The sequence below is a fragment of the Acidovorax sp. Leaf160 genome, from assembly GCF_001424265.1.
Lineage (GTDB): Bacteria > Pseudomonadota > Gammaproteobacteria > Burkholderiales > Burkholderiaceae_C > Paracidovorax.
Genome location: NZ_LMOV01000012.1, coordinates 397452 through 422500, shown reverse-complemented (window position 1 = coordinate 422500; position 25049 = coordinate 397452). Strand labels below are relative to the sequence as shown.

Here is a 25049-nt window from a genome sequence, read left to right as displayed (position 1 = left end):
GTGGATCAGGACAAACCCACGATTCTAGGCGGGGAGGGGGCTTCATCCGCGCGCACACACAGGCCGCGCAGCAGCGTGTCGGCTTGCGTATCGATATAGCGCTCGGGCGACAGGTCGGGCGCGTCGGGTATGCAGGCACCCAGCGAATGCTTCCACATGGTCAGGAACACCAGCGGCGCGAGCACCAGATACACCGCATAGTCGAGATCGATCGCGCGGAATTCGCCGCGCTCCACGCCCCGCTGAAGGATGCGCCGGATCAGCCGGTTGCCGGGCTCCACCACTTCCTGACGGTAGAAAAGGGCGATTTCGGGGAAGTTCTGCGCCTCGCTGAGCATCAGCTTGGTGATGCCCGACGCCTTGGTCGACCCGATGCGGGCCCACCAATCGTGCAGACAGCCGCGAACGAGGTCGCTGGTGGTGCCGGCGAAGCTGTTGACCTCGATGTCCCATTCCGCAAAGCGCCCGGCGATGTTCTCGCGCACCACGGCCTTGAAGAGATCTTCCTTGCTGGGGAAATAGAGGAACAGCGTGCCCTTGGACACCCCCGCCCGGGCGGCCACCTCGTCCACCTTGGTGGCGGCAAACCCTTTCTCGACGAACAGGTCGAGGGCCGCATCGAGCAGCTCGCCCGGACGCGCCTCCTTGCGGCGGCCGCGGCGCGGCGCATCGTCGGAACCGGGAGAGGAGGAAGGGGCGGCGAGGCTCATGTGTTACTGACTGACTGGTTAGTAATGTAGCAAGGCCCTACCGCACCGTCAATGCGGGGGCGATTCCATCATGGTGGCAACCCATCCGAGAACCGGCGTTGCTGGTGGTTGGGTGCCGAGACGGCTGGCTTGCCACCACGCACGCCAAGGCGGCGCCGGTAGCCCGTGTGCAAGCGCAGCCCTCCGCACTTGAGCCATCGGGGCACGCCCGGACTGCTGGGCAAAGTACGCCGCGGCTTTCCTTGAAAAGTCGCGCTCGTCGGTCACGCGTATCAGCTCGGCCTTCATGCGACGTAACTCGTCGGTTGGTGGCGGCTCGGCTTGGCGCTCGCCTGGTGGCTTCGGCGCTTTGATCCACTCGTACAGGCTGTGCTGGCTCACGCCAAGCCTGGCTGACACGTTCGCCACCTTGTGCCCGCGCTCCTTGATCTGCTTGACCGCTTCGGTCTTGGATTCTCTGGGGTATCTCTGCTGACTTATGGCATCCGCCATTGGGGCTTGGGTTCAAAGGCTCAGAAGTGTCTAGAAAACCCGGGAGGATCCAACACCATCACCGTACCTCTTTTCAAATTTATCAAGATGCATATGTCTGTTACAAAATACATCTTCAGAAATTTCGGATAGTGCCGAAAAAAACCAAAAACCCAAGAGTCCCATGCACAAACGCACATGGATTTTTGAATTGGAGATATTTGATTGCACTTGATGGGGAGGAGTTGATCATGAGAATCGAGACCATTCAAATTAACCGCGCGATGTCAGGCGATTTTAAGCCAACAATCCGTCTCAAAATCAATAGTCCGCCAGGCTTGGATGCCCAGAACACAGGCACTAAAGTCACGATTTCAAAAGACGCCTACCAGGCTGCTGATCTAGATAGCTCCCAGTCGGTCAATACAAATCGGCCACTGGCTGGCGTAAGTTTGAAAGATTTGCTCGCCAGATATGACTTCAAAAATGTCACTCCAGAAGATTTTGCTGAGCTCGCCGCAGAACTCCTTGCACGCAAGCAAATTTCAGGCGAAGTCGCAGGCAACTTCATGGGTACGCACATAGACTTGGTAAAGGCAGTGCCTAGGGACAAACCCATCAACATGATTGCGCACATGGAACTGATGGCTGAAACTGCAAAGACCCCATCGCCTGTAAGCCTCAAATCAAGAGACGAAGAATTGACCGCCTTGAAGAATATGGTCTCTGTAGCTAGCGGACTACGGGATAGCGTTAAGTAAATCTGACTTTGATTCTAAAGATCAGTAAAAAAGGGCGCTCTGCGCCCCTTTTCAACTCATCGTTTAGAACACTGGGTACTTCTACCGCAAATCAAGAGATTCAGTATTTCCACTGATGTTTTCGACAACGTACCTGTAGTCACCGGGTGGAAGAGGGCCACTTGAGGTCACATTTTGCCAAGTTGTCGAAGAACACCTCGGCAAGGCTTTTCCAGCCGAGTGCCTTGTGAGGACTGATGTTGAGCTCCCAAGCGATCGTGTCGAGCTCGCGTTGGGAGTAAACGCTCAGGTAGGTCAAGTAATCTTTAGTCTGAAACGGTTCCTGCTAAAACGCACTCTGTACTAGGAATTGCCCTTGCGACGAACTTGTTGGAGGCCACGTGGTAGGCTGCTCATCATTATTCGAGGTGCGCAGTAATTACGCAAGCCGTTGTTTTATAAGGAAATTTATGAATGAGACGATAGTTTTGGGTGGCGGATGTTTCTGGTGCACAGAGGCGGTATTCGACCGCGTGCGCGGCATCACCGACGTGGAAAGCGGCTACGCCAACGGGCAGGTGCCTTCGCCGACGTATGAGCAGATCTGCACCGGCCGCACCGGCCACGCCGAAGTGGTCAAACTGACCTTCGACCCGGCCGTGATCACCGTGCGGCAGATTCTCGAAATCTTTTTCGCGACGCACGACCCGACGACCCTGAACCGTCAGGGCAATGACGTCGGCACGCAGTACCGCAGCGGCATCTACACCACCGACCCCGAGCATCGCCGCGTGGCCGAGGAGATGGTGGCCCAGCTGAACGAGAGCCGTGCCTTCGGCGCGCCAGTGGTCACCGAAGTGCAGCCGCTGGAAAGCTACTGGCCGGCGGAGGACTACCACCAGGACTATTTCCTCAACCACCCAGGGCAGGGCTACTGCGCCTTCGTGGTGGGTCCGAAGGTGGAGAAATTCCGCAAGACCTTCACCCAGCACCTGAAGGCCGAGGCGGCCTGACGCCCGAGGCCTGACGGGCGGGGGGGATGCAGGAGGCAGAAGGCAGCGCGCACCCGGACGGCCTTGCGGGCTGCCGCATAATGCAACCCGTTTGCGTTATGAGTAAGCCCATGCCCCGAGCTGCCGCGCCGTCCGACACCGTTCCCGCCTTGCCCGCGGGCCTGCGTTCCACGCGGGCCACGCGCGCCGTGCTGCAGCTGGTGGCGCAACGGGCGGGCGAGGCACTGTCCGAAACCCAGGTGGAGGCAGCGCTGACCCAGGCGGGTGTCGCGGTGAACCGCGTCACCGTGTACCGGTTGCTCGACCGGCTTGCGGCGGCGGGCGTGTTGCGCCGGCAGGTGGACGCACAGCGCATCGCGCGGTATGCACTCGTGCAGGGCACCCCGTCCGACAGCACCGCGTCCCGCTTCGAATGCGATGACTGCCATCGGCACTTTCCCCTGTCGGAAGGCGCGGAAAGCCTGCAGGCCGCCACGCGCCTGATGCTGCAGGCGCTGGCATTGGCCGGCCATGAAGGCACGGCGGTGGACATCGCCGTGCATGGGCGCTGCGCGGGCTGCGCCCGGCCCGGGGCGGGGGCCGGCGCATGATCGTCACCCGTTCGCTGGCCTTCGCCCATGCTGAGGGCGCTGCGCTGACGTTTCCTGACGTGCAGGTGTCGCAGGCCGGCCGGCTCCTGTTGCAGGGCCCATCGGGCTCGGGCAAATCGACCTGGCTCGCCCTGGTTGGCGGGCTGCGCAGGCCCACCGCCGGATCGATCGAAGTGGCAGGCACGCCGCTGCAGGATCTGGCCGGTGCGCGCCTGGATGGCTGGCGCGCCCGCACCCTGGGGTTTCTGCCGCAGCGGCTGCACTTGAGCGCGGCGCTGACGGTGGTGGGCAACCTGGCGCTGCCGTATCTCGCTGCCGGGCTGGCGCGCGACGACCAGGCGATCCGCCACGTGCTGGAGCGGTTGGGCCTCAGCGGTCTGGCGCAGCGGCGACCGCACGAATTGTCGGGCGGGCAAGCCCAGCGCGTGGCCCTGGCGCGTGCCGTATTGCTGTCGCCCCGCGTGCTGCTGGCCGACGAGCCCACGGCCAGCCTGGACGACGCGGCCTGTGCCGCCGCCCTTTCCCTGCTGCACGCCACGGCGGAGGGCTGCGGCGCCACCTTGGTGGTGGCGACCCACGATGCACGGGCGGCCCGCTGGCTGATGGCGCTCGGCGGCGCCCAGACCCTTCGCCTGCCGGGTGCCACCCCAGCGACCCAGCCCCTGCGGAATGCAAGCCAGAATGGGCTGCAGCGCCCGGATGACGGGGGTGACATGCTATGAAAGAAATAGCATCGATCGCCGCCTTGTCCTGGCGCTACCTCTGGTTCCGCCCGCTGCAGGCGGGGCTGAACCTGCTGCTGCTGACAATGGGCCTGGCGATGATCACGCTGGTGTTGCTGGTGGGCACGCAGATCGACCGCGGGTTCGAGCGCGACGTGCAGGGCATCGACATGGTGGTGGGCGCCAAGGGCAGTCCGCTGCAACTCATCCTGGCGGGTGTGTTCCACATCGACGTGCCTCCCGGCAACATCGCGCTGGCGGACTTCCGGGCCCTGCAGCGCAACCCGATGGTGGCGCAGGCCATTCCGCTCAGCCTGGGCGACAGTTTCGCGGGCTTTCGCATCGTCGGCACCACGCCGGACTATCCGGCGCACTACCGCGCCACCCTCGCGCAGGGCGCGCTGTGGCGGGCGCCGCTGCAGGCGGTGCTCGGTGCCGACGTGGCCCGTGCCATGTCGTCGGGGGCGGGCGGCGAGGGCGGGGGCCCGCACGGTGGGGCCGGAGAGGGCGCCTCGCTCATCGGGCGCAGCTTCGTCGGCAGCCACGGCCTGGGCGCTGGCGGCCACGCGCATGGCGACCATCCCTACCAGGTGTCCGGTGTGCTGGCAGCCTGCGGCTGCGTGCTCGACCGGCTGGTGCTGACCTCGACCGAATCCGTCTGGCAGGTACACGAGTCCGCCCAGGCCGACGACCCCGAAGACCTGGCCGTGCTGCGGGACGAGCGGGAGATCACGCTTGCCCTGGTGCGCTGGCGCAGCCCGCTTGCCGCCGTGACGCTGCCGCGTGCCATCAACGCCGGAACCCCGATGCAGGCCGCCGTGCCTGCGGTCGAAATCACCCGGCTGGTGCGACTGCTGGGCGTGGGCGCCGACCTGCTGCGCGCCCTGGGCGGCGTGTTGCTCGGCGTGGCCGCGCTCAGCGTGTTCATCGCCCTCTGGAACGCGGTGCGGGAACGGCAGGCCGACCTGGCTTTGCTGCGCCTGCTGGGCGCGCCGCGCGCGCGGGTGGCGGCCCTGGTGCTGACCGAAGCGCTGTGGCTGGCGCTGCTGGCAGCAGCGTTGGGGCTCGGCCTGGGCCATGCACTCGCGGGCGTTGCCGGCCACTGGCTGCGGGCCGAGGGCTCCATGCCGCTGACCGGCGCGATCTGGCTGCCCGAGGAATGGGCCGTGCCCGGCCTGGCCGTGGCGGTGGCGGCGTTGGCCGCCCTGCTGCCGGTGGTGCGCGCCTACCGTACCGACGTGGCCGACCTGCTGGCGCAGCCGGCGTGATGCACGGGCCGATCCGACCGCCATCTGCCTTCCTCCGTTTTCTCAACCCTGTCTGAAGGACTTTTTTCCATGAAACGCCTCCTCTCCACGCTCGCTTTCGCTCCGCTGATGGCCCTGGCCGCGCTGGCGCATGCCCAGGGCCATTCCGACAAGGAAACCCAGGCCGACATCGAGCGGCACCGTGCCATGGCCGCCGCGCACGAAGCCGCTGCCAAGTGCCTGGAATCGGGCAAGGGCCACGACCAGTGCATGAAGGAACTGCAGGCCGCCTGCAAGACGCTCGCGATCGGCAAGTACTGCGGCATGAAGCATGTGCACTGAATGACAATGGGCGCCGGCCCCGCAGGGCCGGCACTGGCGCGGAAGCCGGCCGGCACCGCGCTGCTTTTCTCCGTCTCACCCAGGCCGACCCGCCATGCTGTCACTGCATCACCGCCTTCCCGCCCCGGTTTGCGCCCTGGCTTGCGCCGTGGGAGCCATCGTCTCCAGCGCCGGCGCCCTGGCCGCCACGCCGAGCGCGGCGCAACCAGTTCCGGCGCCGAATTCGGCGCCCGCCGCCCCCGCCGACGGCGGCAGCGGGCTCTCGTCGCCGATGGGGGCCGGCGGCCTGCCGGCAGGGCAGGGCGCTGGCTATCACAGCCCGCAAAGCCCCATCAAGCCGCTGCAGCCCCGCAGCGATGTCGTGCCCTGGTCCAGCCTGTCGAACCTGACCAAGAAAACCCTGCACGACCGGATCGAGCCCGTCTTCACCAGCGAGCAGAAAGCCATGCACATGACCATCCGCCGGGTGCAGGGCTTCATGGTGCCCATGGACACCAAGCCGGGGCAGAAGCACTTCCTGCTCACCTCCGTGCCTCTGACCTGTGCGTTCTGCATCCCTGGCGGGCCAGAAAGCATGATCGAGGTGAAGGCGCGCACGCCGGTCCGCTATTCGCTGGAGCCCGTCGTGGTGGAAGGCCGCTTCCAGACGCTGCAGGACGACCAGTACGGCCTGTTCTACCGGCTGGTGGAAGCCCGCCAGGTGGAGTGATGGCTGCTGCGGGTGGGGCCCGGCCCTGACCCGGCCCCGACCCAGGCTTGACCCACCCAACCTGCGCCATCCCTCGTCCCCCTTCTTCATTCGATCGAACCCTCCGGCATGACCGCCGCCGCCCTCAGCACCCCACGCCCCATGCGCGCCCGCCTCGCGCTGTGGTGGCTGGCCGCCTGCCTGGTGCTGGGGCCGGCGCTGGGGCGCATGCACCAGGTGCTGCATGGGCCGCTCGCGATGCGTGCCGCTGCGGCCCTGCAGCACGTGCCCGGCCAGGAGGCCCAGTCCGGCCACGGCCACAGCGGCATGCAGGCGCTGTTCCACGGGCACGCCAGCGCCGACTGCGAACTGCTGGACCAGTTGCTGTTCGGCGGCGCCTTGCTGCCCCCGGCGCTGCTCGTCGCCGCCCTGGCTGCCGCCCCGCTGGCCGCGATTGCGCCCCCCAGCGGGATCGACGCGCGGCGGCAGCGGAGCTTCCTGGCGCGCGCCCCGCCGCCCTTGGCAAGCGCCTGACGCCGCGCGGCGCCCGCACCCCGGCATGGGGTGCCGGGGGCTTGCGCGCTGCGGCCCGGTCCGCTTGCCCCCCGCTCGTTTCCCTCTTCGACGTCCGCCTTCCCGGTGCTGCCGACCCTCGGCAGGACCGGCAGCGACTGCCTGCCTGCGGCGTCGCGTGAGAGATCACGCCCATCCCGGCGGCGCAGCCGTTTGCGCGCGGCGCGTCGCCGCACCCTGTTTCACTCCGTTTTCGGCCTTTCCATGACTTCCCATCCTTCCATTTCCTTCCGCGCGCCGCACCGCGCTACCTTGCAGCCCCTGGCCTGCGCCGTGTGGGCGCTGCTGGCGCTGCAGGCCACCGGCGCGGGCGCTCAAACCGTTCCGCCGGCAGACGCTGCGCCCGCCCTGCGGCTGCCCGAAGTGACCGTCACCGGCAACCCCCTGGGCGCCGAGGCGGTGGTGGCCCCCGCGGCCCAGCTGTCGGGCGATGCGCTCACGCTGCGCACCCAGTCCACCCTGGGGCAGACGCTCGACGGACTGCCGGGCGTGAGCAGCACCTATTTCGGGCCCAACGCCAGCCGCCCAATCATTCGCGGCCTGGACGGCGACCGCATCCGCGTGCTGCAGAACAGCGGCGCGACGCTCGACGCCTCGGCGCTCAGCTTCGACCACGCGGTGCCGGCCGAAGCGCTCACCACCGAGCGCATCGAGGTGCTGCGCGGCCCCGCCGCACTGCTCTACGGGGGCAGTGCCGTGGGCGGCGTGGTCAACGTCATCGACAACCGCATCCCCCGCGAGCCCCTGCAAGGCGTGGACGGCAAGGTGGAGGCGTCGGCCGCCACCGGCAACCGCGAACGCGCCGGCGCCGCCATGATCGAGGGCGGCAACGAGCGCTTCGCATTGCACGCAGACGTGTTCGACCGCGACACCGCCGACGTGCGCGTGCCTGCCGACCTGGCATGCGAGAAGCCCGGCTCGCCCGGCCTCGCGCGTCGCATCTGCAATTCCGCCAGCCACTCGCGCGGCGGCGCGGTCGGCGGCACCGCCTTCTTCGACCAGGGCTACCTGGGCCTGTCCGCCAGCACCTATCGCAGCGACTACGGCACTGTCGCCGAAGACGACGTGACCATCGGCATGCGGTCGAACCGCTACGCGCTGGACGGCCTCTGGCGGATCGGCGCCGGGCCGCTGCAGAGCGTGCGCCTGCAGGCCAGCCACACCGACTACCAACACACCGAGTACGAAGGCGGCGAGCCGGGCACCACCTTCCGCAACGCCGGCAACGACCTGCGGCTGGAGGCGCGGCATGCGCCGCTGGGCCCCGTGCAGGGGGTGATCGGCGTGCAGGCCGAAGCCAGCCGCTTTTCCGCCATCGGCGAAGAGGCGTTCGCGCCCCGCAGCCGCAGCCGCAGCACGGCGCTCTTCCTGCATGAAGAGCTGGGCACGGACTGGGGCAAGCTCACGTTCGGGGCGCGCACAGAACGCGCCAGCGTCGAATCGTTCGGCAGCCCGGACGTGGAGCGTTTCGAGATCGGCAAGCGCGACTTCCACCCGCACAGCGCCGCCCTGGGCGCGCTGGTGAACCTGACGCCTGCCTGGCAGCTCACCTCCAACCTCTCGTACACCCAGCGCGCGCCCAAGGACTACGAGCTGTTCGCCAACGGCCCGCACATCGCCACGGCCGCGTGGGAGACGGGCGACAGCCGCCTGGGCCTGGAGAAATCCACCAGCGTGGATGTGGGCGCCGCCTGGAAGAGCGGGCCGCACCGCTTTGCCGTGACGGCCTTCCACAGCAGCTTTGCCAACTACATCGGCCTCACGCCAACGGGGGCGCTGCTGTCGGAAGAGGGTGAGCCGGTGCCTGCCGGCACCGAGGGCGCGCTGCCCGAATACCGCTACCAGGGCGTGCGCGCACGCTTCTATGGGATCGAGGCCAGCGGCAACCTGCGGCTGCTGGGCGAATCGGGCCTGAGCCAGGCGGGGGCGTCGGCGGCCGGCGGCTCCACGCTCGACCTCCAGTGGCGGGGCGACCTGGTGCGCGCCACCAACCGCGACACCGGCGAGCCGCTGCCGCGCATCGCACCCTACCGGCTGGGCAGCAAGCTGGCCTGGGCGCAGGGCCCCTGGCGAGCGGGCCTGGGCTTCGACTACGTGGCGGCGCAGAACCGCGTGCCTTCGGACGGCTCGCGGGCGACCGGTGCCTACACGCTCTGGAACGCCTCGCTGGGCTACCGCACGCAGTGGCAGTTCGGCGCCAGCCGCAGCAACGTGCTCTGGTATGCGCGGCTGGACAACCTCACCGACAAGCTGGCCTACAGCGCCACATCGATCCTGACCACGACCGCGTTCCCGAAGGCGCCGCTGCCGGGTCGCAGCCTGAAGGTGGGGGTCAAGGTGGACTTCTGACCTTCTGACTTTTTGACCCCCGGCTGCGAGCGCGCCGGCCCCTGGCGCGGGCCGACGGGGCTCAGGCCGTGTGGTGGTGCGCCACCAGCGTGTCGATCAGCGCAGCGGCGTAGCTGGGCAGCCGCTCGCGGTCGCGCACCACGACGTAGCGTTCACGAACGCTCCACGCGTCCGTCAGCTCCACCAGCGCCAGCCGGGAGGCGGCCTGGTGCCGCCTGGCAGCGCTCTCCGGCACCACGCCCACGCCGACGCCCGCGCCGATCATGCGGCACATGGCGTCGAAGCTGGAGAGCTGGATGCGCAGTTTGAGGGGCTTGCCGAGCCGCTCCGTCACCTGCGACAGAAAGGTCTGCAGGGTGCTGCCGGCCTGCAGGCCCACATGGTCTTCGGGCAGCGTGTCGGCGAACGCGATGCGGGGCAGGGCGGCCAGGCGGTGGCCGGCGGCGGTGGCCAGCACCAGCCGGTCGGTGCTGAAGTGGATGGCCTGCAGGCCCAGCGTATCCACCGTGCCCGCCACGATGCCCATGTCGGCACGGCCATCCAGCACGCCGCGCGGAATGTCGGCGTTCGGCTTCTCCTGCAGGTCCACGTTCACGCGGGGATGGTCGGCCAGGAACGCCGGCAGGATCTCCGGCAGGAAGTCGGTCACCGCCGTGGTGTTGGCGAAGACGCGCACATGCCCGCGCAGGCCGCCGCCGTACTCCTGCAGGTCGGCCCGCAGCTCCTCCACCTGCCGCAGCACGCCGCGCGCATGGTGCAAAAAAGCCTCGCCCGGCGGGGCCAGGCGCACGCCCCGCGCTTCGCGGTAGAGCAGGGGCAGCCCGGCCTGCGCTTCCAGCGCCTTGATGCGGGCGCTGGCCGCCGCCAGCGACAGGTGCTGGCGCGCGGCAGCGCGGGTCAGGCTGCCTTCGTCGGCGGCGTGGACGAAGAGGCGCAGGTCGGTCAGATCGAAGTGCATGGGCAGCGCGCAGCGGGCGGACTCTTCGGCAAAGCCGAAGGGTCGATCTTGAAAAGCGTGATTGTGCGCTTGCTGTGTGAAGACCACCATGCGACCCATGACCACTGCATTCGCCAACGCCGAAGCATCCGCCCCCCGCCCGCTGGACGCCGCCCAGCTTGCCCATCTGCAGAGCTGGCAAGGCCGCAGCGAATCCACCGACGACGTGATCGCCGCCGCGCCGGTGCGAGGGCTGGCCGCCACGCTGGACCGGGACGACCCCGCCCCCCACGACGGCACCGTGCTGCCGCCGCTGTGGCACTGGGCCTATTTCCTGCCGCACGCCCGCCAAGGCGCGATCGGGCCAGACGGCCATCCGCTGCGCGGCGGCTTCCTGCCGCCGGTGCCGCTGCCACGCCGCATGTGGGCCGGCGGCCGGCTGCGCTGGGCGGCGGGCAATCCGCTGCGGGTAGGCGATGCCGCCCGGCGCGACTCCCGCATCGTCTCGGTCAGCCACAAGGCCGGGCGCTCGGGCGATCTGCTGTTCGTGCAGGTCGAGCACACCTATTCCAACGCCCACGGCATGGCGCTGGTGGAGGAGCACGACATCGTCTACCGCGCGGCCGCCCAGCCAGGCGACCCCGCGCCAGCCGCCGTGGCGGCGGAGCAGGGCGCCGCGTGGCAGCGCGAGATCGTGCCGGACGACGTGCTGCTCTTCCGCTATTCCGCGCTCACCTTCAACGGCCACCGCATCCATTACGACCGGCGCTACGTCACGCAGGTGGAGGGCTACTCCGGCCTTGTCGTGCATGGCCCGCTCATCGCCACCCTGCTGCTGGATCTGCTGCGCCGTCAGCGGCCCGGCGGCGCCGCTGTGGCCGCCTTCGCCTTCAAGGCCGTGCGGCCCACCTTCGACCTGCACCCGTTCCGCCTGAACGGCCAACCGAGCGCCGACGGCCGCACGGTGCGTCTCTGGGCGCAGGACCACGAGGGCTGGCTGACCATGGAAGGCACGGCCACGCTGGCGGCCTGAGCCCCGCGCGCCCACCCCCTGAGCTGCGCTCGAAACACCCACCGACCCGCCACCGACCCGCCTCAGACCTTCCGACCGAACCGCACCCCATGAACACCACAGCCGACGACCGCTACCCCGAGATCCGCGACGCCGTGCGCGCGCTCTGCGCCGAGTTCCCGGACGAGTACCACCGCAAGATCGACGAGCAACGCGCCTATCCGGAAGCCTTCGTCGATGCGTTGACGCGCGCCGGCTGGCTGGCCGCGCTGATACCGCAGGAGTACGGGGGCTCCGGCCTGGGGCTGGCGGAGGCCTCGGTCATCATGGAAGAGATCAACCGCGCGGGCGGCAACTCCGGCGCCTGCCACGGCCAGATGTACAACATGGGCACGCTGCTGCGCCATGGCTCGCCAGCGCAGAAAGCGCTCTACCTGCCCAGGATCGCCAGCGGCGAATGGCGGCTGCAGTCCATGGGGGTGACTGAGCCCATCACCGGCACCGACACCACCAAGATCAAGACCACCGCCGTCAAGCGCGGCGACCGCTACGTCGTCAATGGCCAGAAGGTGTGGATCAGCCGGGTGCAGCACAGCGACTGGATGATCCTGCTGGCGCGCACCACCCCGCTGGCCGAGGTGACGAAGAAAAGCGAGGGCATGTCCATCTTCATGGTGGACCTGCGCCAGGCCGAGAAAAGCGGCATGACCGTGCGGCCCATCGCCAACATGGTCAACCACGAGACCAACGAGCTGTTCTTCGAGAACCTGGAGATCCCCGCAGAGAACCTGATCGGCGAGGAAGGCCAGGGCTTCAAGTACATCCTGGACGGCCTGAACGCCGAGCGCACGCTGATCGCGGCCGAATGCATCGGCGACGGCTACTGGTTCATCGACCGCATCACGCGCTATGCCAAAGACCGCCAGGTGTTCGGCCGCCCGATCGGGCAGAACCAGGGCGTGCAGTTCCCGATCGCCGAGTCCTTCATCGAGGTGGAGGCCGCCAACTTGATGCGCTGGCGCGCCTGCGAGTTGTTCGATGCCCACCAGCCCATGGGCAAGGAAGCCAACATGGCCAAGTACCTCGCGGCCAAGGCCAGCTGGGAGGCAGCCAACGTCTGCCTGCAGTACCACGGCGGCTTCGGCTTCGCCTGCGAATACGACGTGGAACGCAAGTTCCGCGAAACGCGGCTCTACCAGGTGGCGCCCATCTCGACCAACCTGATCTTCTCGTACGTGGCCGAGCATGTGCTGGGCCTGCCGCGATCGTTCTGACCGACAAAGGCCCCGCCATGACCCGCCCCCTGGACGGCATCACCGTCGTCTCCCTCGAACATGCCATCGCCGCGCCTTTCTGTACCCGGCAGCTCGCCGACCTGGGCGCGCGCGTCATCAAGGTGGAGCGCCCCGGCGTGGGGGACTTCGCCCGCGCCTACGACGAGCGGGCGCGCGGCCTGTCGTCGCATTTCGTCTGGACCAACCGCTCCAAGGAAAGCCTGACGCTGGACCTCAAGCACCCCGAAGCATTGGAGGCACTGAAAGCCCTGGTCGCCCGGGCAGACGTGCTGGTGCAGAACCTGGCGCCGGGAGCGGCGGCCCGCATGGGGCTGGACCACGCCTCGCTGCGCGCGCAGAACCCGCGGCTCATCGTCTGCGACATCTCCGGCTACGGGGAAGACGGCCCCTTGCGCGACAAGAAAGCCTACGACCTGCTGATCCAGAGCGAGGCCGGTTTCCTCTCCGTCACCGGCAGTGCGCAGGCGCCGGCCAAGGCCGGCAACTCGGTGGCCGACATCGCCGCCGGCATGCACGCCTACAGCAGCATCCTGGCCGCGCTGCTGCAGCGCGGCCGCACGGGGCAGGGCGGGCACATCGACGTGTCGATGCTGGAATCGCTGGCCGAATGGATGGGCTACCCGATGTACTACGCCCTCGACGGGGCCGCGCCCCCGCCGCGGGCCGGTGCGGCGCACGCCAGCATCTACCCCTATGGCCCCTTCGCTGCGGGCGACGGCGGCACGGTGATGCTGGGGCTGCAGAACGAGCGCGAATGGAAGACCTTCTGCGACGTGGTGCTGCAAGCGCCCGAGCTGGCCGCCGACCCGCGGTTCGACGCCAACGCGCGGCGCAACCAGCACCGCGAGGCGCTCGAGGCCTTGATCCTGGCCGCCTTCGCACGGCTGACCACCGACGAGGTGCTGGAGCGGCTCGACCGCGCGCAGATCGCCAACGCGCGCATGAACGACATGGCCGGGCTCTGGGCCCACCCCCAGCTCAAGGCACGCGACCGCTGGCGCCAGGTGGATTCGCCCGCCGGCGAACTCCCGGCCCTGCTGCCCCCGGGGCGCCATTCCGGCTTCGACTACCGGATGGATGCCATTCCCTCCGTGGGCCAGCACACGGACTCCATCCTGCGCGAGCTGGGCCTGCCCGGCGAAACCGTCGCCCGCTGGCGAGCCGCCGGTACGATCTGATCTTTTGCTATCAAATGCATAGCTACATGTGCCCATATATCAAGCGCCCAAGGCCATTTTGACCATGAAACACTTCTCTGCCGACGCTGCTACCGGCCTCTCGGCCGCCCCGCCTGCCCTGCATGCTGCTGCGGCGGCTCCGGGCGCCGCACTGGCCGCCTTCGCCGCGGGCCTGCGGCCCGAGCACATTCCTGACGCGGTGATGCGCCGGGCCGAAGACCTGCTGGTGGACTGGTTCGGCTCCGCCGTGGGCGGACGCACCGCCCGGCCGGTCGCCAGCATCGCCTGGTTTGCCCTGCTGCAAGGGCCGACTGACGGGCCCTGCGAAGTGATCGGGCACGCAGCTGGCACCAGCCCTTTCGCCGCCGCGCAGGCCAACGCCGCGGCATCGCACGTGGCGGAGCAGGACGACGTGCACAACGGCTCGGTCTTCCACCCGGCGACGGTCGTCTTTCCGCCGGCGGTAGCGGTGGCGCAGGCGTTGGGCTCCAGCGGCCGGGAACTGCTGACGGCCTGCGTGGCGGGCTACGAGGTCGGCATTCGCGTGGGTGAATTCCTGGGCCGCTCGCACTACCGGGTGTTCCACACCACCGGCACCGCCGGCACCCTGGCCGCCGCCGCTGCGGTGGGCCACCTGCTGCGGCTGGACGCCGCGCGCATGCTGCACGCCTTCGGCTCGGCCGGCACGCAGTCGGCGGGCCTGTGGGAATTCCTGCGGACCGCTGCGGACAGCAAGCAGCTCCACACCGCGCACGCTGCCGGCGCCGGCCTGATGGCGGCCTACCTGGCGGCGGACGGCTTCACCGGCGCCGCGCAGATCCTGGAGGGCCCGCAGGGCATGGCGGCCGGCATGTCCAGCGACGCCGACCCGGCGCGGCTGACCGACGGCCTGGGCACCCGCTGGGCGCTGGCGGAAACCTCGTTCAAGTACCACGCCAGCTGCCGCCACACGCACCCGGCCGCCGATGCGCTGCTGCAGGTGATGCAGCAGCATGCGCTCACGCCCCGGGAGATCACGCGCATCGTCACGCATGTGCACCAGGGCGCCATCGACGTGCTGGGGCCGGTGGTGCACCCGGCGACCGTGCACCAGAGCAAGTTCTCGATGGGAACGGTGCTGGCGCTGGTGGCGCAGTACGGCCACGCGGGCCTGGCGGAGTTCGAGACCCACTACCTCAGCCCGGCGACGCAGGCCCTGCGCGACCGGGTCGAGATGGTGCTCGACGCGGAAGTGGACGGCGCCTACCCGCGCCGCTGGATCGGCAAGGTGACGGTGACCACCACCGATGGCCGCGTGCTGCAGGGCCGTGTCGACGAACCCAAGGGCGACCCCGGCAACACGCTGAGCCGCGAGGAGATCACCGCCAAGGCTTTGCGCCTGGCCGAACACGCCGGGGGCGTGCCCGCCACCGCCATGCGCCAAGCCGTGGAGCGCCTCTGGAGCGTGGCCGGCTGGCCCGTGGTGGGGCGGCTGCTGCCAGTGGGGGAGGACCTGTGAGCGCCGATTGCCCTGACCACCCGGCCCCGCACCCGCTCGCCACGGCGCGCAGCCTGCTGTTCGTTCCCGCCGACCGGCCCGAACGGCTGCCGAAGGCGCTGGCCAGCGGCGCCGACGCGGTGATCGTCGATCTGGAGGACGCCGTGGCCCCCGCGGCCCGGCCGGCGGCCCGCATCGCACTGGCCCAGGCCTGGCAGTCGCTGCGCAGCGCCAGCCGGCGCCAGGTAGCCGTGCGCATCAACGCGGTCGGCACGGCGGACCACGCCGACGACCTGGCACTGGTGCGCGAGCTGGCCCCGGCGCGGCTCGATTGTCTCGTCGTCCCCAAGGCCGAAGGCCCCGGCAGCCTGGCCGCCGTGGCCGCAGCGCTGCCCCTGGGCACGCGCATGGCGCTGGTGCCGCTGATCGAATCGGCCGCAGGCGCAGCGCAGGTGGACGCCATCGCCCATGCGCCGGGCGTGCTGCGCCTGGCTCTCGGCCACATCGACCTGCAGGCCGACCTGGGCATGCTGTGCGGGCCTGACGAGGCGGAACTGGCGCCGCTGCGCTGGTCGCTGGTGCTGGCCTCGCGCCGCGCCGGTCTCCCGCCCCCGGCGGACGGCGTCACCACCGCGCTGGCCGATGGCGCCCGCCTGGCTGCCGACACGGCGCGCGCGCGGCGCTTCGGCTTCGGCGGAAAGCTCTGCATCCACCCGGCACAGGTGGCGGGAGTGCATGCGGGCTTCGCCCCCACCGTCGCCGAACGCGACTGGGCCCTGCGGGTGCTGCAGGCCGACGCCGCGGCGCACGGCGGTGCCTGCAGCGTGGACGGAAAGATGGTGGACGCCCCCGTCATCGCGCTGGCGCAGCGCCTGCTGCGTGCAGTGCAGGCGCCGCCCTGAAGCACCGCTTTCATTTCGGCCGGGGCCGTGCACCCGGTCCCGATTCCCTCGCACGTGGCCCATCCATACCTAGAGGAGACAAGCACCATGACGTTCGCAGCCCACCCGACGGATCCCACCGCCACGGCCACCGCCCACGCTTTTGCCGGAGCCCGCCCGCGGGGCCTGCGCCCCGGGCTGCGCCGCGCGGTCGCCCTGATCTGCCTGGCCGGGGCGGTGGCCTGGCTGGGCGGGCAGGCCCAGCCGGCCCGCGCCCAGGGCAGTTTTCCGGACAAACCGGTCACCATCGTGATCCCGTTCGCCGCGGGCGGGCCGACGGACGTGGTGGCCCGCATGCTGGCCGTCCCGATGGGCAAGTCGCTCGGCCAGCCTGTCATCGTCGAAAACGCTGCCGGGGCCGGCGGCACCATCGCCGCCGCCAAGGTGGCCCGGGCGCCGGCCAACGGCTACACCGTGTTCCTGCACCACATGGGCATGGCGACCGCCCCCGCGCTCTACAAGAAGCTCAGCTTCGACCCGGTCAAGGACTTCGAGCCCATCGGCCAGGTGGTGGACGTCCCCATGACCCTGCTGGCGCGCAAGGACTTCCCCGCGAGCGATCTGGCGGGCGTGCAGCGCTACATCCAGGCCCACAAGGGCAAGGTCACGCTGGCGAACGCCGGGCTGGGCGCCGTCTCGCACCTGTGCGGCCTGCTGTTCATGACCCAGATCGGCGAGGAACTCACCACCGTGCCCTACAAGGGCACCGGCCCGGCCATGACCGACCTGCTGGGCGGCCAGGTGGATCTGCTGTGCGACCAGACGACGCAGACCGTGCCGTTCATCAAGGAAAACCGGGTGAAGGTGATCGGCGTGGCCATGCCCCGGCGGCTGGCCGCGCTGCCGAATGTGCCGACGCTGGACGAGCAGGGCCTGAAGGGCTTCGAGGTGAAGGTGTGGCACGGCCTCTACGCACCGCGCGGCACGCCGCCGGAGGCGCTCAAGAAGCTGAACGAGGCACTGCGGGTGGCCTTGCAGGACCCCGTGGTCACCCAGCGGCTGGCGGAACTCAGCTCCGAGGTGCCGCCCATGGAAAAGGTCACGCCGGAGGGCCTGCGCACGCACCTGGCCGCCGAGATCGCCAAGTGGGCGCCGGTCATCCGCAAGGCAGGCGTGTACGCGGACTGACGCGGTTCGCAGGCATCGGCCCGGCGGAGGGAAGGCGCGCGGGAGCCAGTGATAATCGGCTCCCGCCTTCTGGCCATCGGCCCGGGCAGCCGGCGGCCCCGTTCGAGGACCGGCCGCGCTGTCTGGCCGCACTCCGCTCTTCGTGAATTCCCCCGTCTTCGCATCACTCGTCCCGGTCATCCTGTGCATTGCCGTGGGCTTCTTCACCGCCCGCATCGGCTGGGTGCGCGCCACGGCCATCAAGGATCTGTCGAATCTCGTGTTCCTGGTGCTGACGCCGGCACTGCTTTTTCGCACCATGGCGGGCGTGCGGGTGCAGGACCTGGACTTCCAGCCGGTCGGCCTCTACTTCCTGGCCAGCGGCCTGGTGTTCGTGGGCACGATGGCGGTGTGCGGCTTTTCCACGCGCTCGGCGGCACGCGGACTGGCCCACATGTTCGGCAACACCCTGATGATCGGCGTGCCGCTGATCGGCCTGCTGTATGGAGAGGACGGCCTGGTCACGCTGCTGACGCTGATCTCGTTGCACTCGCTGATCCTGCTCACCTCCACCACCATCGTCTTCGAGCTGGCGGAAGCCCGGGAGCAGCAGCGCGCCGGCCTGACCGCACCCCGGCCCATGGTGTTCACGGTGCTGCAGGCCGTGCGCAACGGCATCGTGCATCCGGTGCCCATGCCGATCCTGGCGGGCCTGCTGCTGGCGCAGACGGGTTGGGCGCTGCCGGCGGTGATCGACAAGCCGCTGCAGGTGCTGGGCACGGCCCTCGGCCCCATCGCGCTGCTGCTGGTGGGCATCACCCTGGCGTACAGCAAGATCGGCGCGCACTGGCGCGATGCGCTGGGCATCGCGCTGGTGAAGAACCTGCTGCACCCGATGCTGGTGTTCGCGCTGGCCTGGGCGCTCGGGCTGACGGGGGTGTCCGTGGCGGTGATGTTCGCCGTGGCCTGCCTGCCGGTAGGCGCCAACGTGTTCCTCTTCACCCAGCGCTATGGGGTGATGCAGGACGAGGTGTCTTCCAGCATCGCCATTTCGACCGGACTGGCGCTCGTCACGCTGCCGCTGGTCCTGCTGCTGACGCGGTGGCTGCCGCACTGAGCGCCCGCACGCCCGGGCGTACAGAAGGCAGCAGGGTCAGGGCGCGAGCCGTTCCCGAATCCACGCGCCGGCTTCCTGGCGGTAGCGCAGGCGGTCGTGCAGGCGGCTCTTGCGCCCCTGCCAGAACTCCCACTGCTCGGGCTTGAGTCGGTAGCCGCCCCAATGCGGCGGGCGGGGCGGCTGCAGCATGAACTGCGCCGCATAGCGGGCCGCGTTGGCCACCAGCGCGCCCCGCCCTGCGATCACCTGGCTCTGGGGGCTGGCCCAGGCGCCAATGCGCGAGTCCAGCGGCCGGCTGGCGAAATAGGCGTCGCTTTCCTCATCGCTGACTTTCTCGACGACGCCCTCGATGCGCACCACGCGTTCGAGCTCCACCCAGTGGAACTGCAGCGCGGCAAACGGGTTGCCTGCCAGCTGGCGGCCCTTGCGGCTGTCGTAGTTGGTGTACCAGACGATGCCGCGCTGGTCGTAGCCCTTGATCAGCACGATCCGCGTGCTGGGCCGCAGGTCGGCGCCCACGGTGGCCACGGTCATGGCGTTCGGTTCCGGCAGCTGGGCAGAAAGCGCCTCGCCGAGCCAGAGATCGAACTGACGCAGCGGGTCTGCGTCGGAGGCGTCTTCGCTCAGCTCCGCGCGTTCGTAGCTTTTGCGCAGGTCAGCCACGGAAGCGGCCAGCGGCGACGGCGACTGGGAAGGGGGCAGGGGGGCGGGAACAGAGGGAGGGAGGCTGGCGGTCATGCGGGAATTGTGCCCGCATGCCGCCCTGCAGTGGCGCTGCGCGCGGCTTTACTTGGCGGCTTGGATCACGGCGCAAGCCAGGCGGGCGCCGGCGTTGCCGGTGGGCTGGGTCATGTAGTCGTCTGCCTGGGCATGAACGATCAGGCCCCGACCCACGATGTCGGTGGCGCCGTTGCCCACGCTGATGCTGCGCGATTCGAACGAGAAACGCGCCACGCCGGCGGAATCGGCCACCAGGCTGGGCAGGTCGCCCGTGTGGTGCTCGCCGTGGCCGTGCTGGCCGTGCGGCTTGGCGAGCGGATTGAAGTGGCCGCCGGCGCTGTTGCCGTCGCCGCTGGAGCAGTCCCCTTTTTCATGCACGTGGAAGCCGTGCTCGGTGCCGGGCTTCAAGCCCCGCACTTCGCCCGTCACGCGGACCTGGTCGCCATGCTGCACGAAGCGCACTTCGCCGGTCGTCTGGTTGCCCCGGGTGGGCTCCAGCTTGGCGGTGGCCGTGGGTTGGGACGACATGCTCGCGCAGCCGGCAAGTGCCACGGCGCCCAGGCCGAGCAGGAAGGCCCGCGCAGCGCGGGAGGGGCGGAAAGAGGCTGGCATATATGTCTCCTGACAAATGAAGGCGAGGCGCATGGTGACCTGAAAGGGGCCGCCCGGGCGTCGGACATCGCCGCCAGTTGGGCTCGATCGCCCGTCGCTCACGCCCGGCGTGGCGCACAGGCGACGGCCAGCAGCCGGCCCAGCGCCCGGTCGTCGATGCCCATGCGCAGGAGTTCGTCGTAGGTGGCCTGCGCGTAGTCGCGGGTGGTGCCGTAGATGCCGGCCGCCTCGGCGAAGATGCGCTGGTATTCGACGTCGGGCAGCACGCCGGCGTGGCTGGGGCTGCGACGCGACAGCGTGAATGCCAGCGCCCGCACCGTGCCCTGGGCGGTGCGGCAGTCGAGCCAGCGGGGGTCGTACACGCCCAGCGCCATTTCGCGCTGCCAGAGGTTGATCATCACCTGACGCGCCTGCGCCTGCGGCACGCGGAACACCATGCCACGGCAGCTGCCGCCCGACAGCATGCCGAACACCAGGCCCGGGCATTCCGGCGTGCCGCGATTCAGCCGGCTCCACATCTTGAGCGCGCGGTGCCATCCGTGCACCTTGGCCTCCCGCCTCTCGGCGAAGTCGAAATCGGGGCGCCAGATCAGCGAGCCATAACCGAACACCCACAGGTCGGACGCGCCGCCCCAGTCGGACAGTGCTTGTTCGAGCATGGGCGCGGGATCGCGCAGCGGAGCGGCAAGGGAAGGCATGGGGGAGACTCTACAATCAGCGGGTTTTGTCTGTGCGGGACCACTGCGGCATGCCGCGCCGGACCAGCGCGTGCGGTGCGCTGATTGGGCGCCGTTGGCGTACAGAGGTTCCCGCCCCTCAGCCCATTATTTACGGAGTTTCGACCATGTCCTTCAGCACGTCCGATGACGACAGCCAGCAACGTTTCGCCCTGGGTTTCCTTTTCGCGCTGATCGCGCTGGTGGTGTCTTCCGTCGTGGGGGTCACGGTGTACAAGCAGCGCATCGCGGCGCGTGCGCCCGTGGTCGAACCGGCAGCGGTGGTGGTGGCGCCGGCCGGCACGCTGGTGGTGGCCGAGGACGACGTCGCCCGCGTGGTGGTTGACGGCGGCGTGGTGCGCTTTTACTTCGCCACCGGCCGCGCCGACCTGGCGCAGGAAGCCCAGCCTGCGCTGGCCGACATCGCGCGCGCCGTCGCCGAAGGCCGCTCGGTGATCGTCGCCGGCTTCCACGACGCCACGGGCGACGCCGAAGTGAACGCCCAGCTGGCCAAGGACCGCGCCATCAATGTGCGCGAGGCGCTGAAGTCGGCCGGTGTGCCGGAAGACAAGATCGAGCTGCGCAAGCCCGAAGTCACCCAGGCTGGCGGCAGCAACGCCGAAGCCCGCCGCGTCGAAGTGACGCTGGCACCGGTGTAACGCGCTTCGCACTCGCATCCAGAGCCCGGTTCGACCGGGCTTTTTTTGCGGCGCTGGGCGGCTGACGGCTGAGGGCCCGCGCGCTCTCAGGTGCTGCCCCGCACGATCAGTTCGAAATCGAGCCGCACGCAGCGCGGCGCGTGAGCGCTGCCGCCGCGCATCATGTCGAGCAGCAGGGCCGCAGCGGCGCGGCCGACCTCGGCGCGAGGCGTGCGCAGGCTCGTCAGCGGCGGCACCATCTGGTCGCTGCCGGCCAGGTCGTTGAATCCGGCGACCGCGATCTGGCCCGGCACGGACACCTTCAGCCGATTCGCTGCCAGCAGCCCGCCCTGGGCAAGATCGTCGTTGCAGAAAAAAATCGCGTCCACGTCGGGCGACCTTGCAAGCACCTCCTCGAACAATCTCGCGCCCAGGCCCATGGACGAGCGTTCCGGGCAGAGAAACTCCAGCGCCGGGTCGTGACAGCCCGCGTCCTGCAGGCAGCGCCGGTACCCTTCGGCGCGCTGCAGGGTGCGCGCATCCAGCTGTGCGGCGCAGAACGCGATGCGCCTGCGTCCCCGGTCCAGCAAGTGCCGGGTCACCACAGCGGCTGCATCGGTCTGGGAAAAGCCCACGCAGGCGATGCCCGGCAGCGTAGGCGCTTCCATCAGGTGCACGCAGGGCACGCCGCTGCGCTGGATGAGGTCGCGGGCGGCTTCGCTGCGGTCGAACCCGGTCAACAGCAGGCCCGCGGGCCGGTGGGGCAGGTAGGTGCGCAGCAGCAGCTCTTCCTCCGCCGCGTCGTAGTGCGTCACACCGATCAGCGGATGGAAGCCCTGCGGGAACAGGCTGCGGTGCACGGCCTCCAGCACATCCACGAACACGGCATTCGACAGCATGGGCACCAGCACCAGCACCTGGCTGCCGTGACGCGAGGCCAGCGCGCGCGCGGCGGGGTCGGGCACATAGCCCAGCTGCTGCGCCGCCGCCCTGGCGCGGTCCGCCAGGGCCGGGGCCACGGCCCGTTCGCCCCGCAGCGCACGGGACACGGTGATCGGGCTCAGGCCGGCGGCCAGGGCCACGTCCCGCAACGTCACCCGGCCGGTGGAACGTCGGCGGTCCGTGGAAGGGGGATCAATCATCTGAATGCGGGGGCAGTCGCAGTTTGGAAGAAAAGGGCTGGCGGAGGCGTTAGGATAGCGCTATCCCACCGAACGGCGGCGAGAAACCGAACCGGACAGCGGAACGCAGGATCCAAACCCCCGGCCGGGGGCGGTGCCCCTGAGACTTTGACAAGGAAGCGAACGATGCAAACTCCCGTGGAGGGCCTCTGGCTGGTGGTGATGGGCGTGTCCGGATGCGGCAAGTCCAGCCTCGGCCGCGCGGTGGCAGAGGATCTGGCGCTGCCGCTGATCGAAGGGGACGATTTCCATCCCCGGTCCAATATCGAGAAGATGCACAGCGGCGTGCCGCTCACCGATGCGGACCGCGGAGGATGGCTGGTCCGGCTCGGTCAGGAACTGGCCGCGCACCGCGCCGGAGCGGTGCTGACGTGCTCCGCACTAAAGCGTGCCTACCGCGACCGGCTGCGCGCAGCCGTTCCCGGCCTGCGTTTCGTGTTCATGCAGATCGACCGCGACGAGGCGCTGGCGCGGGTGCAGGCCCGTTCGGCCGTGCATATCTTTCCGGCGAGCCTGGTGGACAGCCAGTTCCAGACGCTGGAGTCCCCTCAGGGCGAGCCCGGCGTGCTGACCGTATCGGCAGTGGCTCCGCTCCCGGAATCCGCCGCGCACGTCCGCGCATGGGTGTTTGCAGCGGCGGGGCAGGCCCATGCCTGAGTCACGCCACCGCCTCGTCGCCGGGGCGCGTCGCCACCTGGCAGCCAGCTTGTTGGCAGTGCCGTCCGACAGGCCGTCGGCCTCGGGCCGCACGTCCTCGGTTGGTACGATCACCCTCCGCCCGAGCGCATCTTCCGCAGCAGCGGCCACCGAATGAAGCACCCCACGCCATGACTTCTCTTCACCCCACCGTCCACGCCGTCACCGAGCGCATTCGCGAGCGCAGCAGCGCCACGCGGGCGGCCTATCTCCAGCAGATCGCCACGCTCGGTGCGCGCGACCGCGGCGCCGACCGCATGGGCTGCGCCAACGTCGCCCACGCCTTCGCCGGCATGCCGCAGAACGACAAGCTGCGCGTGGTGGCGGCCAAGGCCCCCAACATCGGCATCGTCAATGCCTACAACGACATGCTGTCGGCCCATGCGCCGCTGCAACACTACCCTGACCTGATCAAGGAAGAAGCGCGCAAGCACGGCGCCACCGCGCAGGTGGCGGGCGGCGTGCCGGCGATGTGCGACGGCGTGACCCAGGGCACGCCCGGCATGGAACTGAGCCTGTTCAGCCGCGACGTGATTGCGATGGCCACCGCGGTGTCGCTGAGCCACGACGTGTTCGACGCCGCGCTGATGCTGGGCGTCTGCGACAAGATCGTGCCGGGCCTGCTGATCGGCGCGCTGCAGTTCGGCCACCTGCCCACCGTCTTCGTGCCGGCCGGGCCGATGACCTCTGGGCTGCCCAACAATGCCAAGGCCAAGGTCCGCGAGCAGGCAGCGCAAGGTCTGGTCGGCCGGGCCGAGCTGCTGGCAGCCGAATCCGCCGCGTATCACGGCGAGGGCACCTGCACCTTCTACGGCACCGCCAACAGCAATCAGATGCTGCTGGAAGCCATGGGCCTGCATGTGCCAGGCACCGCCTTCATCAACCCGGGCCAGTCGCTGCGGCAGGAACTGACGCGGGAGGCCGCCCGCACGGTGCTCGGCCCGGCGTGTGCGCCCATCGGCCGGGTGGTGGACGAGCGCTGCATCGTCAACGCCATGGCCGCGCTGCTGGCCACCGGGGGCTCCACCAACCATCTGATCCACTGGGTGGCCGTGGCCCGCGCTGCGGGCATCGTGATCGACTGGGACGACTTCGCCGCGCTGTCGCACGTGGTGCCGCTGCTGGCACGGGTCTACCCGAACGGCAGCGCCGACGTGAACCAGTTCCAGGCCGCCGGAGGCCCGGGCTATGTGCTGCGCGAGCTGCTGGACGCGGGCCTGATGCATGCCGACGTACTGACGGTGCGGCCCGGCGGCATTCGCGAGTTCACGCGCCTGCCTGGCGGCGAGGACGGCGGCACGGAGCGCCTGACCTGGACCGACATCGGCGCGAGCGGAGACGACGCGGTGCTGCGCCCTGCTGCCACCCCCTTCAGCCCCACGGGCGGCCTGAAGCTGCTTCAGGGCAATCTGGGCCGCAGCGTGATCAAGGTGTCGGCGGTGCCCGAAGACCGCCATGTCATCGAGGCGCCCGCCGCCGTGTTCGCATCCCAGGCCGAACTGCAGGCCGCCTTCCAGGCCGGCCAGTTGGACCGCGACGTGGTCTGTGTGGTGCGTTGGCAGGGGCCTCAGGCCAACGGCATGCCCGAGCTGCACAAGCTGACGCCACCGCTGGCCGTGCTGCAGGGCAAGGGCTATCGGGTCGCGCTGGTCACCGATGGCCGCATGAGCGGCGCATCGGGCAAGGTCCCGGCCGCCATCCACGTCTCGCCCGAGGCCCATGCGGGTGGCCCTTTGTCCCGCGTGCAGGACGGCGACGTGATCCGCATGGATGCCGTCGCGGGCACGCTCGACGTGCTGGTCGACGAGGCCACATGGCAGGCGCGCACGCCGGCCGTGATGCCGCCGGTCCAGGCCGTGGACAACGGCCATGGATGGGGCCGTGAACTGTTTGCCGGATTCCGGCGCAACGCGCTGAGCGCAGAAGAGGGGGCTTGCTCGTGGCTTTAAAAGACTCTACCCAGGACCAGAATCAACA

General features: G+C 69.4%; 25 protein-coding genes and 1 pseudogene. 19 read left to right on the top strand and 7 right to left on the bottom strand.

The window, feature by feature from the left end; genetic code table 11:
* Positions 1-5: 5 nt before the first annotated feature.
* Both ASF94_RS08495 and ASF94_RS21155 read right to left on the bottom strand, forming a co-directional pair.
* Positions 6-710 (bottom strand): TetR/AcrR family transcriptional regulator, encoded by a 705-nt coding sequence (locus tag ASF94_RS08495; RefSeq protein WP_056664292.1) that lies wholly within the window; start codon positions 708-710, stop codon positions 6-8.
* An 89-nt stretch (positions 711-799) separates the two neighbouring features.
* Positions 800-1190: pseudogene (locus ASF94_RS21155) on the bottom strand (transposase); the annotation flags it as partial.
* Positions 1191-1432: 242 nt separating this feature from the next.
* Between ASF94_RS21155 and ASF94_RS21150 the strand changes: the two are divergent.
* The 9 genes from ASF94_RS21150 to ASF94_RS08455 all read left to right on the top strand — a co-directional run bounded on the left by ASF94_RS21150 (position 1433) and on the right by ASF94_RS08455 (position 9445).
* Positions 1433-1942 (top strand): hypothetical protein, encoded by a 510-nt coding sequence (locus ASF94_RS21150; protein WP_156382452.1) that lies wholly within the window; start codon positions 1433-1435, stop codon positions 1940-1942.
* A gap of 449 nt (positions 1943-2391) precedes the next feature.
* Positions 2392-2934: a peptide-methionine (S)-S-oxide reductase MsrA gene (msrA, locus tag ASF94_RS08490; protein ID WP_056664287.1), complete on the top strand. Its 543-nt coding sequence runs from the start codon at positions 2392-2394 to the stop codon at positions 2932-2934.
* Positions 2935-3044: 110 nt separating this feature from the next.
* Complete coding sequence (locus tag ASF94_RS08485; RefSeq protein WP_200933041.1) at positions 3045-3524, top strand: Fur family transcriptional regulator; 480 nt, start codon at positions 3045-3047, stop codon at positions 3522-3524.
* Positions 3521-4246, top strand: a complete 726-nt coding sequence (locus ASF94_RS08480) for an ABC transporter ATP-binding protein (protein WP_082493085.1) — start codon at positions 3521-3523, stop codon at positions 4244-4246. The genes ASF94_RS08485 and ASF94_RS08480 overlap by 4 nt, the downstream gene beginning before the upstream one ends.
* Positions 4243-5514 (top strand): FtsX-like permease family protein, encoded by a 1272-nt coding sequence (locus ASF94_RS08475; RefSeq protein WP_056664285.1) that lies wholly within the window; start codon positions 4243-4245, stop codon positions 5512-5514. Before ASF94_RS08480 ends, ASF94_RS08475 begins: the two co-directional genes overlap by 4 nt.
* A 69-nt stretch (positions 5515-5583) precedes the next feature.
* A complete protein-coding gene (locus ASF94_RS08470) occupies positions 5584-5835 on the top strand; it encodes a hypothetical protein (protein WP_056664282.1) in 252 nt (83 codons plus the stop codon).
* Between the two features lie 94 nt (positions 5836-5929).
* Positions 5930-6544, top strand: a complete 615-nt coding sequence (locus ASF94_RS08465; protein ID WP_056664278.1) for a hypothetical protein — start codon at positions 5930-5932, stop codon at positions 6542-6544.
* Positions 6545-6652: 108 nt separating this feature from the next.
* Positions 6653-7057, top strand: a complete 405-nt coding sequence (locus ASF94_RS08460; protein WP_235505302.1) for a hypothetical protein — start codon at positions 6653-6655, stop codon at positions 7055-7057.
* A gap of 243 nt (positions 7058-7300) precedes the next feature.
* A complete protein-coding gene (locus ASF94_RS08455) occupies positions 7301-9445 on the top strand; it encodes a TonB-dependent receptor (protein WP_056664276.1) in 2145 nt (714 codons plus the stop codon).
* A 61-nt stretch (positions 9446-9506) separates the two neighbouring features.
* Here the strand turns inward: ASF94_RS08455 and ASF94_RS08450 are convergent, their stop codons facing one another.
* Positions 9507-10403: a LysR substrate-binding domain-containing protein gene (locus ASF94_RS08450; RefSeq protein ID WP_056664899.1), complete on the bottom strand. Its 897-nt coding sequence runs from the start codon at positions 10401-10403 to the stop codon at positions 9507-9509.
* A 97-nt stretch (positions 10404-10500) separates the two neighbouring features.
* Between ASF94_RS08450 and ASF94_RS08445 the strand changes: the two genes are divergently transcribed.
* From ASF94_RS08445 to ASF94_RS08415, 7 genes are all read left to right on the top strand, one after another.
* Positions 10501-11415 (top strand): MaoC family dehydratase N-terminal domain-containing protein, encoded by a 915-nt coding sequence (locus ASF94_RS08445; RefSeq protein WP_056664272.1) that lies wholly within the window; start codon positions 10501-10503, stop codon positions 11413-11415.
* An 89-nt stretch (positions 11416-11504) separates the two neighbouring features.
* Positions 11505-12668, top strand: a complete 1164-nt coding sequence (locus ASF94_RS08440) for an acyl-CoA dehydrogenase family protein (RefSeq protein WP_056664270.1) — start codon at positions 11505-11507, stop codon at positions 12666-12668.
* Positions 12669-12685: 17 nt separating this feature from the next.
* A complete protein-coding gene (locus tag ASF94_RS08435) occupies positions 12686-13867 on the top strand; it encodes a CaiB/BaiF CoA-transferase family protein (protein ID WP_056664266.1) in 1182 nt (393 codons plus the stop codon).
* A gap of 64 nt (positions 13868-13931) precedes the next feature.
* Positions 13932-15365 carry an MmgE/PrpD family protein gene (locus tag ASF94_RS08430; RefSeq protein WP_082493083.1) on the top strand — a complete coding sequence of 478 codons (1434 nt, stop codon included), beginning with the start codon at positions 13932-13934 and terminating at the stop codon, positions 15363-15365.
* Positions 15362-16246, top strand: coding sequence for a CoA ester lyase (locus ASF94_RS08425; protein WP_056664263.1), 885 nt, complete (start codon positions 15362-15364; stop codon positions 16244-16246). Before ASF94_RS08430 ends, ASF94_RS08425 begins: the two co-directional genes overlap by 4 nt.
* Before the next feature lie 87 nt (positions 16247-16333).
* Positions 16334-17413 (top strand): tripartite tricarboxylate transporter substrate-binding protein, encoded by a 1080-nt coding sequence (locus tag ASF94_RS08420; protein WP_082493082.1) that lies wholly within the window; start codon positions 16334-16336, stop codon positions 17411-17413.
* A gap of 142 nt (positions 17414-17555) precedes the next feature.
* Positions 17556-18509: an AEC family transporter gene (locus tag ASF94_RS08415; protein ID WP_056664261.1), complete on the top strand. Its 954-nt coding sequence runs from the start codon at positions 17556-17558 to the stop codon at positions 18507-18509.
* A 36-nt stretch (positions 18510-18545) separates the two neighbouring features.
* Here ASF94_RS08415 and pdxH read toward each other — a convergent pair whose 3' ends face one another.
* The 3 genes from pdxH to ASF94_RS08400 form a co-directional block, all read right to left on the bottom strand.
* Positions 18546-19247 carry a pyridoxamine 5'-phosphate oxidase gene (gene pdxH, locus ASF94_RS08410; protein WP_056664256.1) on the bottom strand — a complete coding sequence of 234 codons (702 nt, stop codon included), beginning with the start codon at positions 19245-19247 and terminating at the stop codon, positions 18546-18548.
* Positions 19248-19295: 48 nt separating this feature from the next.
* Complete coding sequence (locus ASF94_RS08405) at positions 19296-19841, bottom strand: superoxide dismutase family protein (protein WP_056664254.1); 546 nt, start codon at positions 19839-19841, stop codon at positions 19296-19298.
* Between the two features lie 98 nt (positions 19842-19939).
* A complete protein-coding gene (locus ASF94_RS08400; RefSeq protein ID WP_056664251.1) occupies positions 19940-20539 on the bottom strand; it encodes a gamma-glutamylcyclotransferase in 600 nt (199 codons plus the stop codon).
* A gap of 146 nt (positions 20540-20685) precedes the next feature.
* Here ASF94_RS08400 and ASF94_RS08395 point away from each other — a divergent pair, with 146 nt between their 5' ends.
* Positions 20686-21216, top strand: coding sequence for an OmpA family protein (locus ASF94_RS08395; RefSeq protein WP_056664248.1), 531 nt, complete (start codon positions 20686-20688; stop codon positions 21214-21216).
* 86 nt (positions 21217-21302) lie between these two features.
* Here the strand turns inward: ASF94_RS08395 and ASF94_RS08390 are convergent, their stop codons facing one another.
* Entirely contained in the window at positions 21303-22337 is a 1035-nt protein-coding gene (locus ASF94_RS08390) for a LacI family DNA-binding transcriptional regulator (protein ID WP_056664247.1), read from the bottom strand.
* 165 nt (positions 22338-22502) lie between these two features.
* Here ASF94_RS08390 and ASF94_RS08385 point away from each other — a divergent pair, with 165 nt between their 5' ends.
* Both ASF94_RS08385 and edd read left to right on the top strand, forming a co-directional pair.
* Complete coding sequence (locus tag ASF94_RS08385) at positions 22503-23033, top strand: gluconokinase (protein WP_056664244.1); 531 nt, start codon at positions 22503-22505, stop codon at positions 23031-23033.
* A gap of 170 nt (positions 23034-23203) precedes the next feature.
* A complete protein-coding gene (edd, locus tag ASF94_RS08380) occupies positions 23204-25021 on the top strand; it encodes a phosphogluconate dehydratase (protein WP_056664241.1) in 1818 nt (605 codons plus the stop codon).
* Positions 25022-25049: the final 28 nt, after the last annotated feature.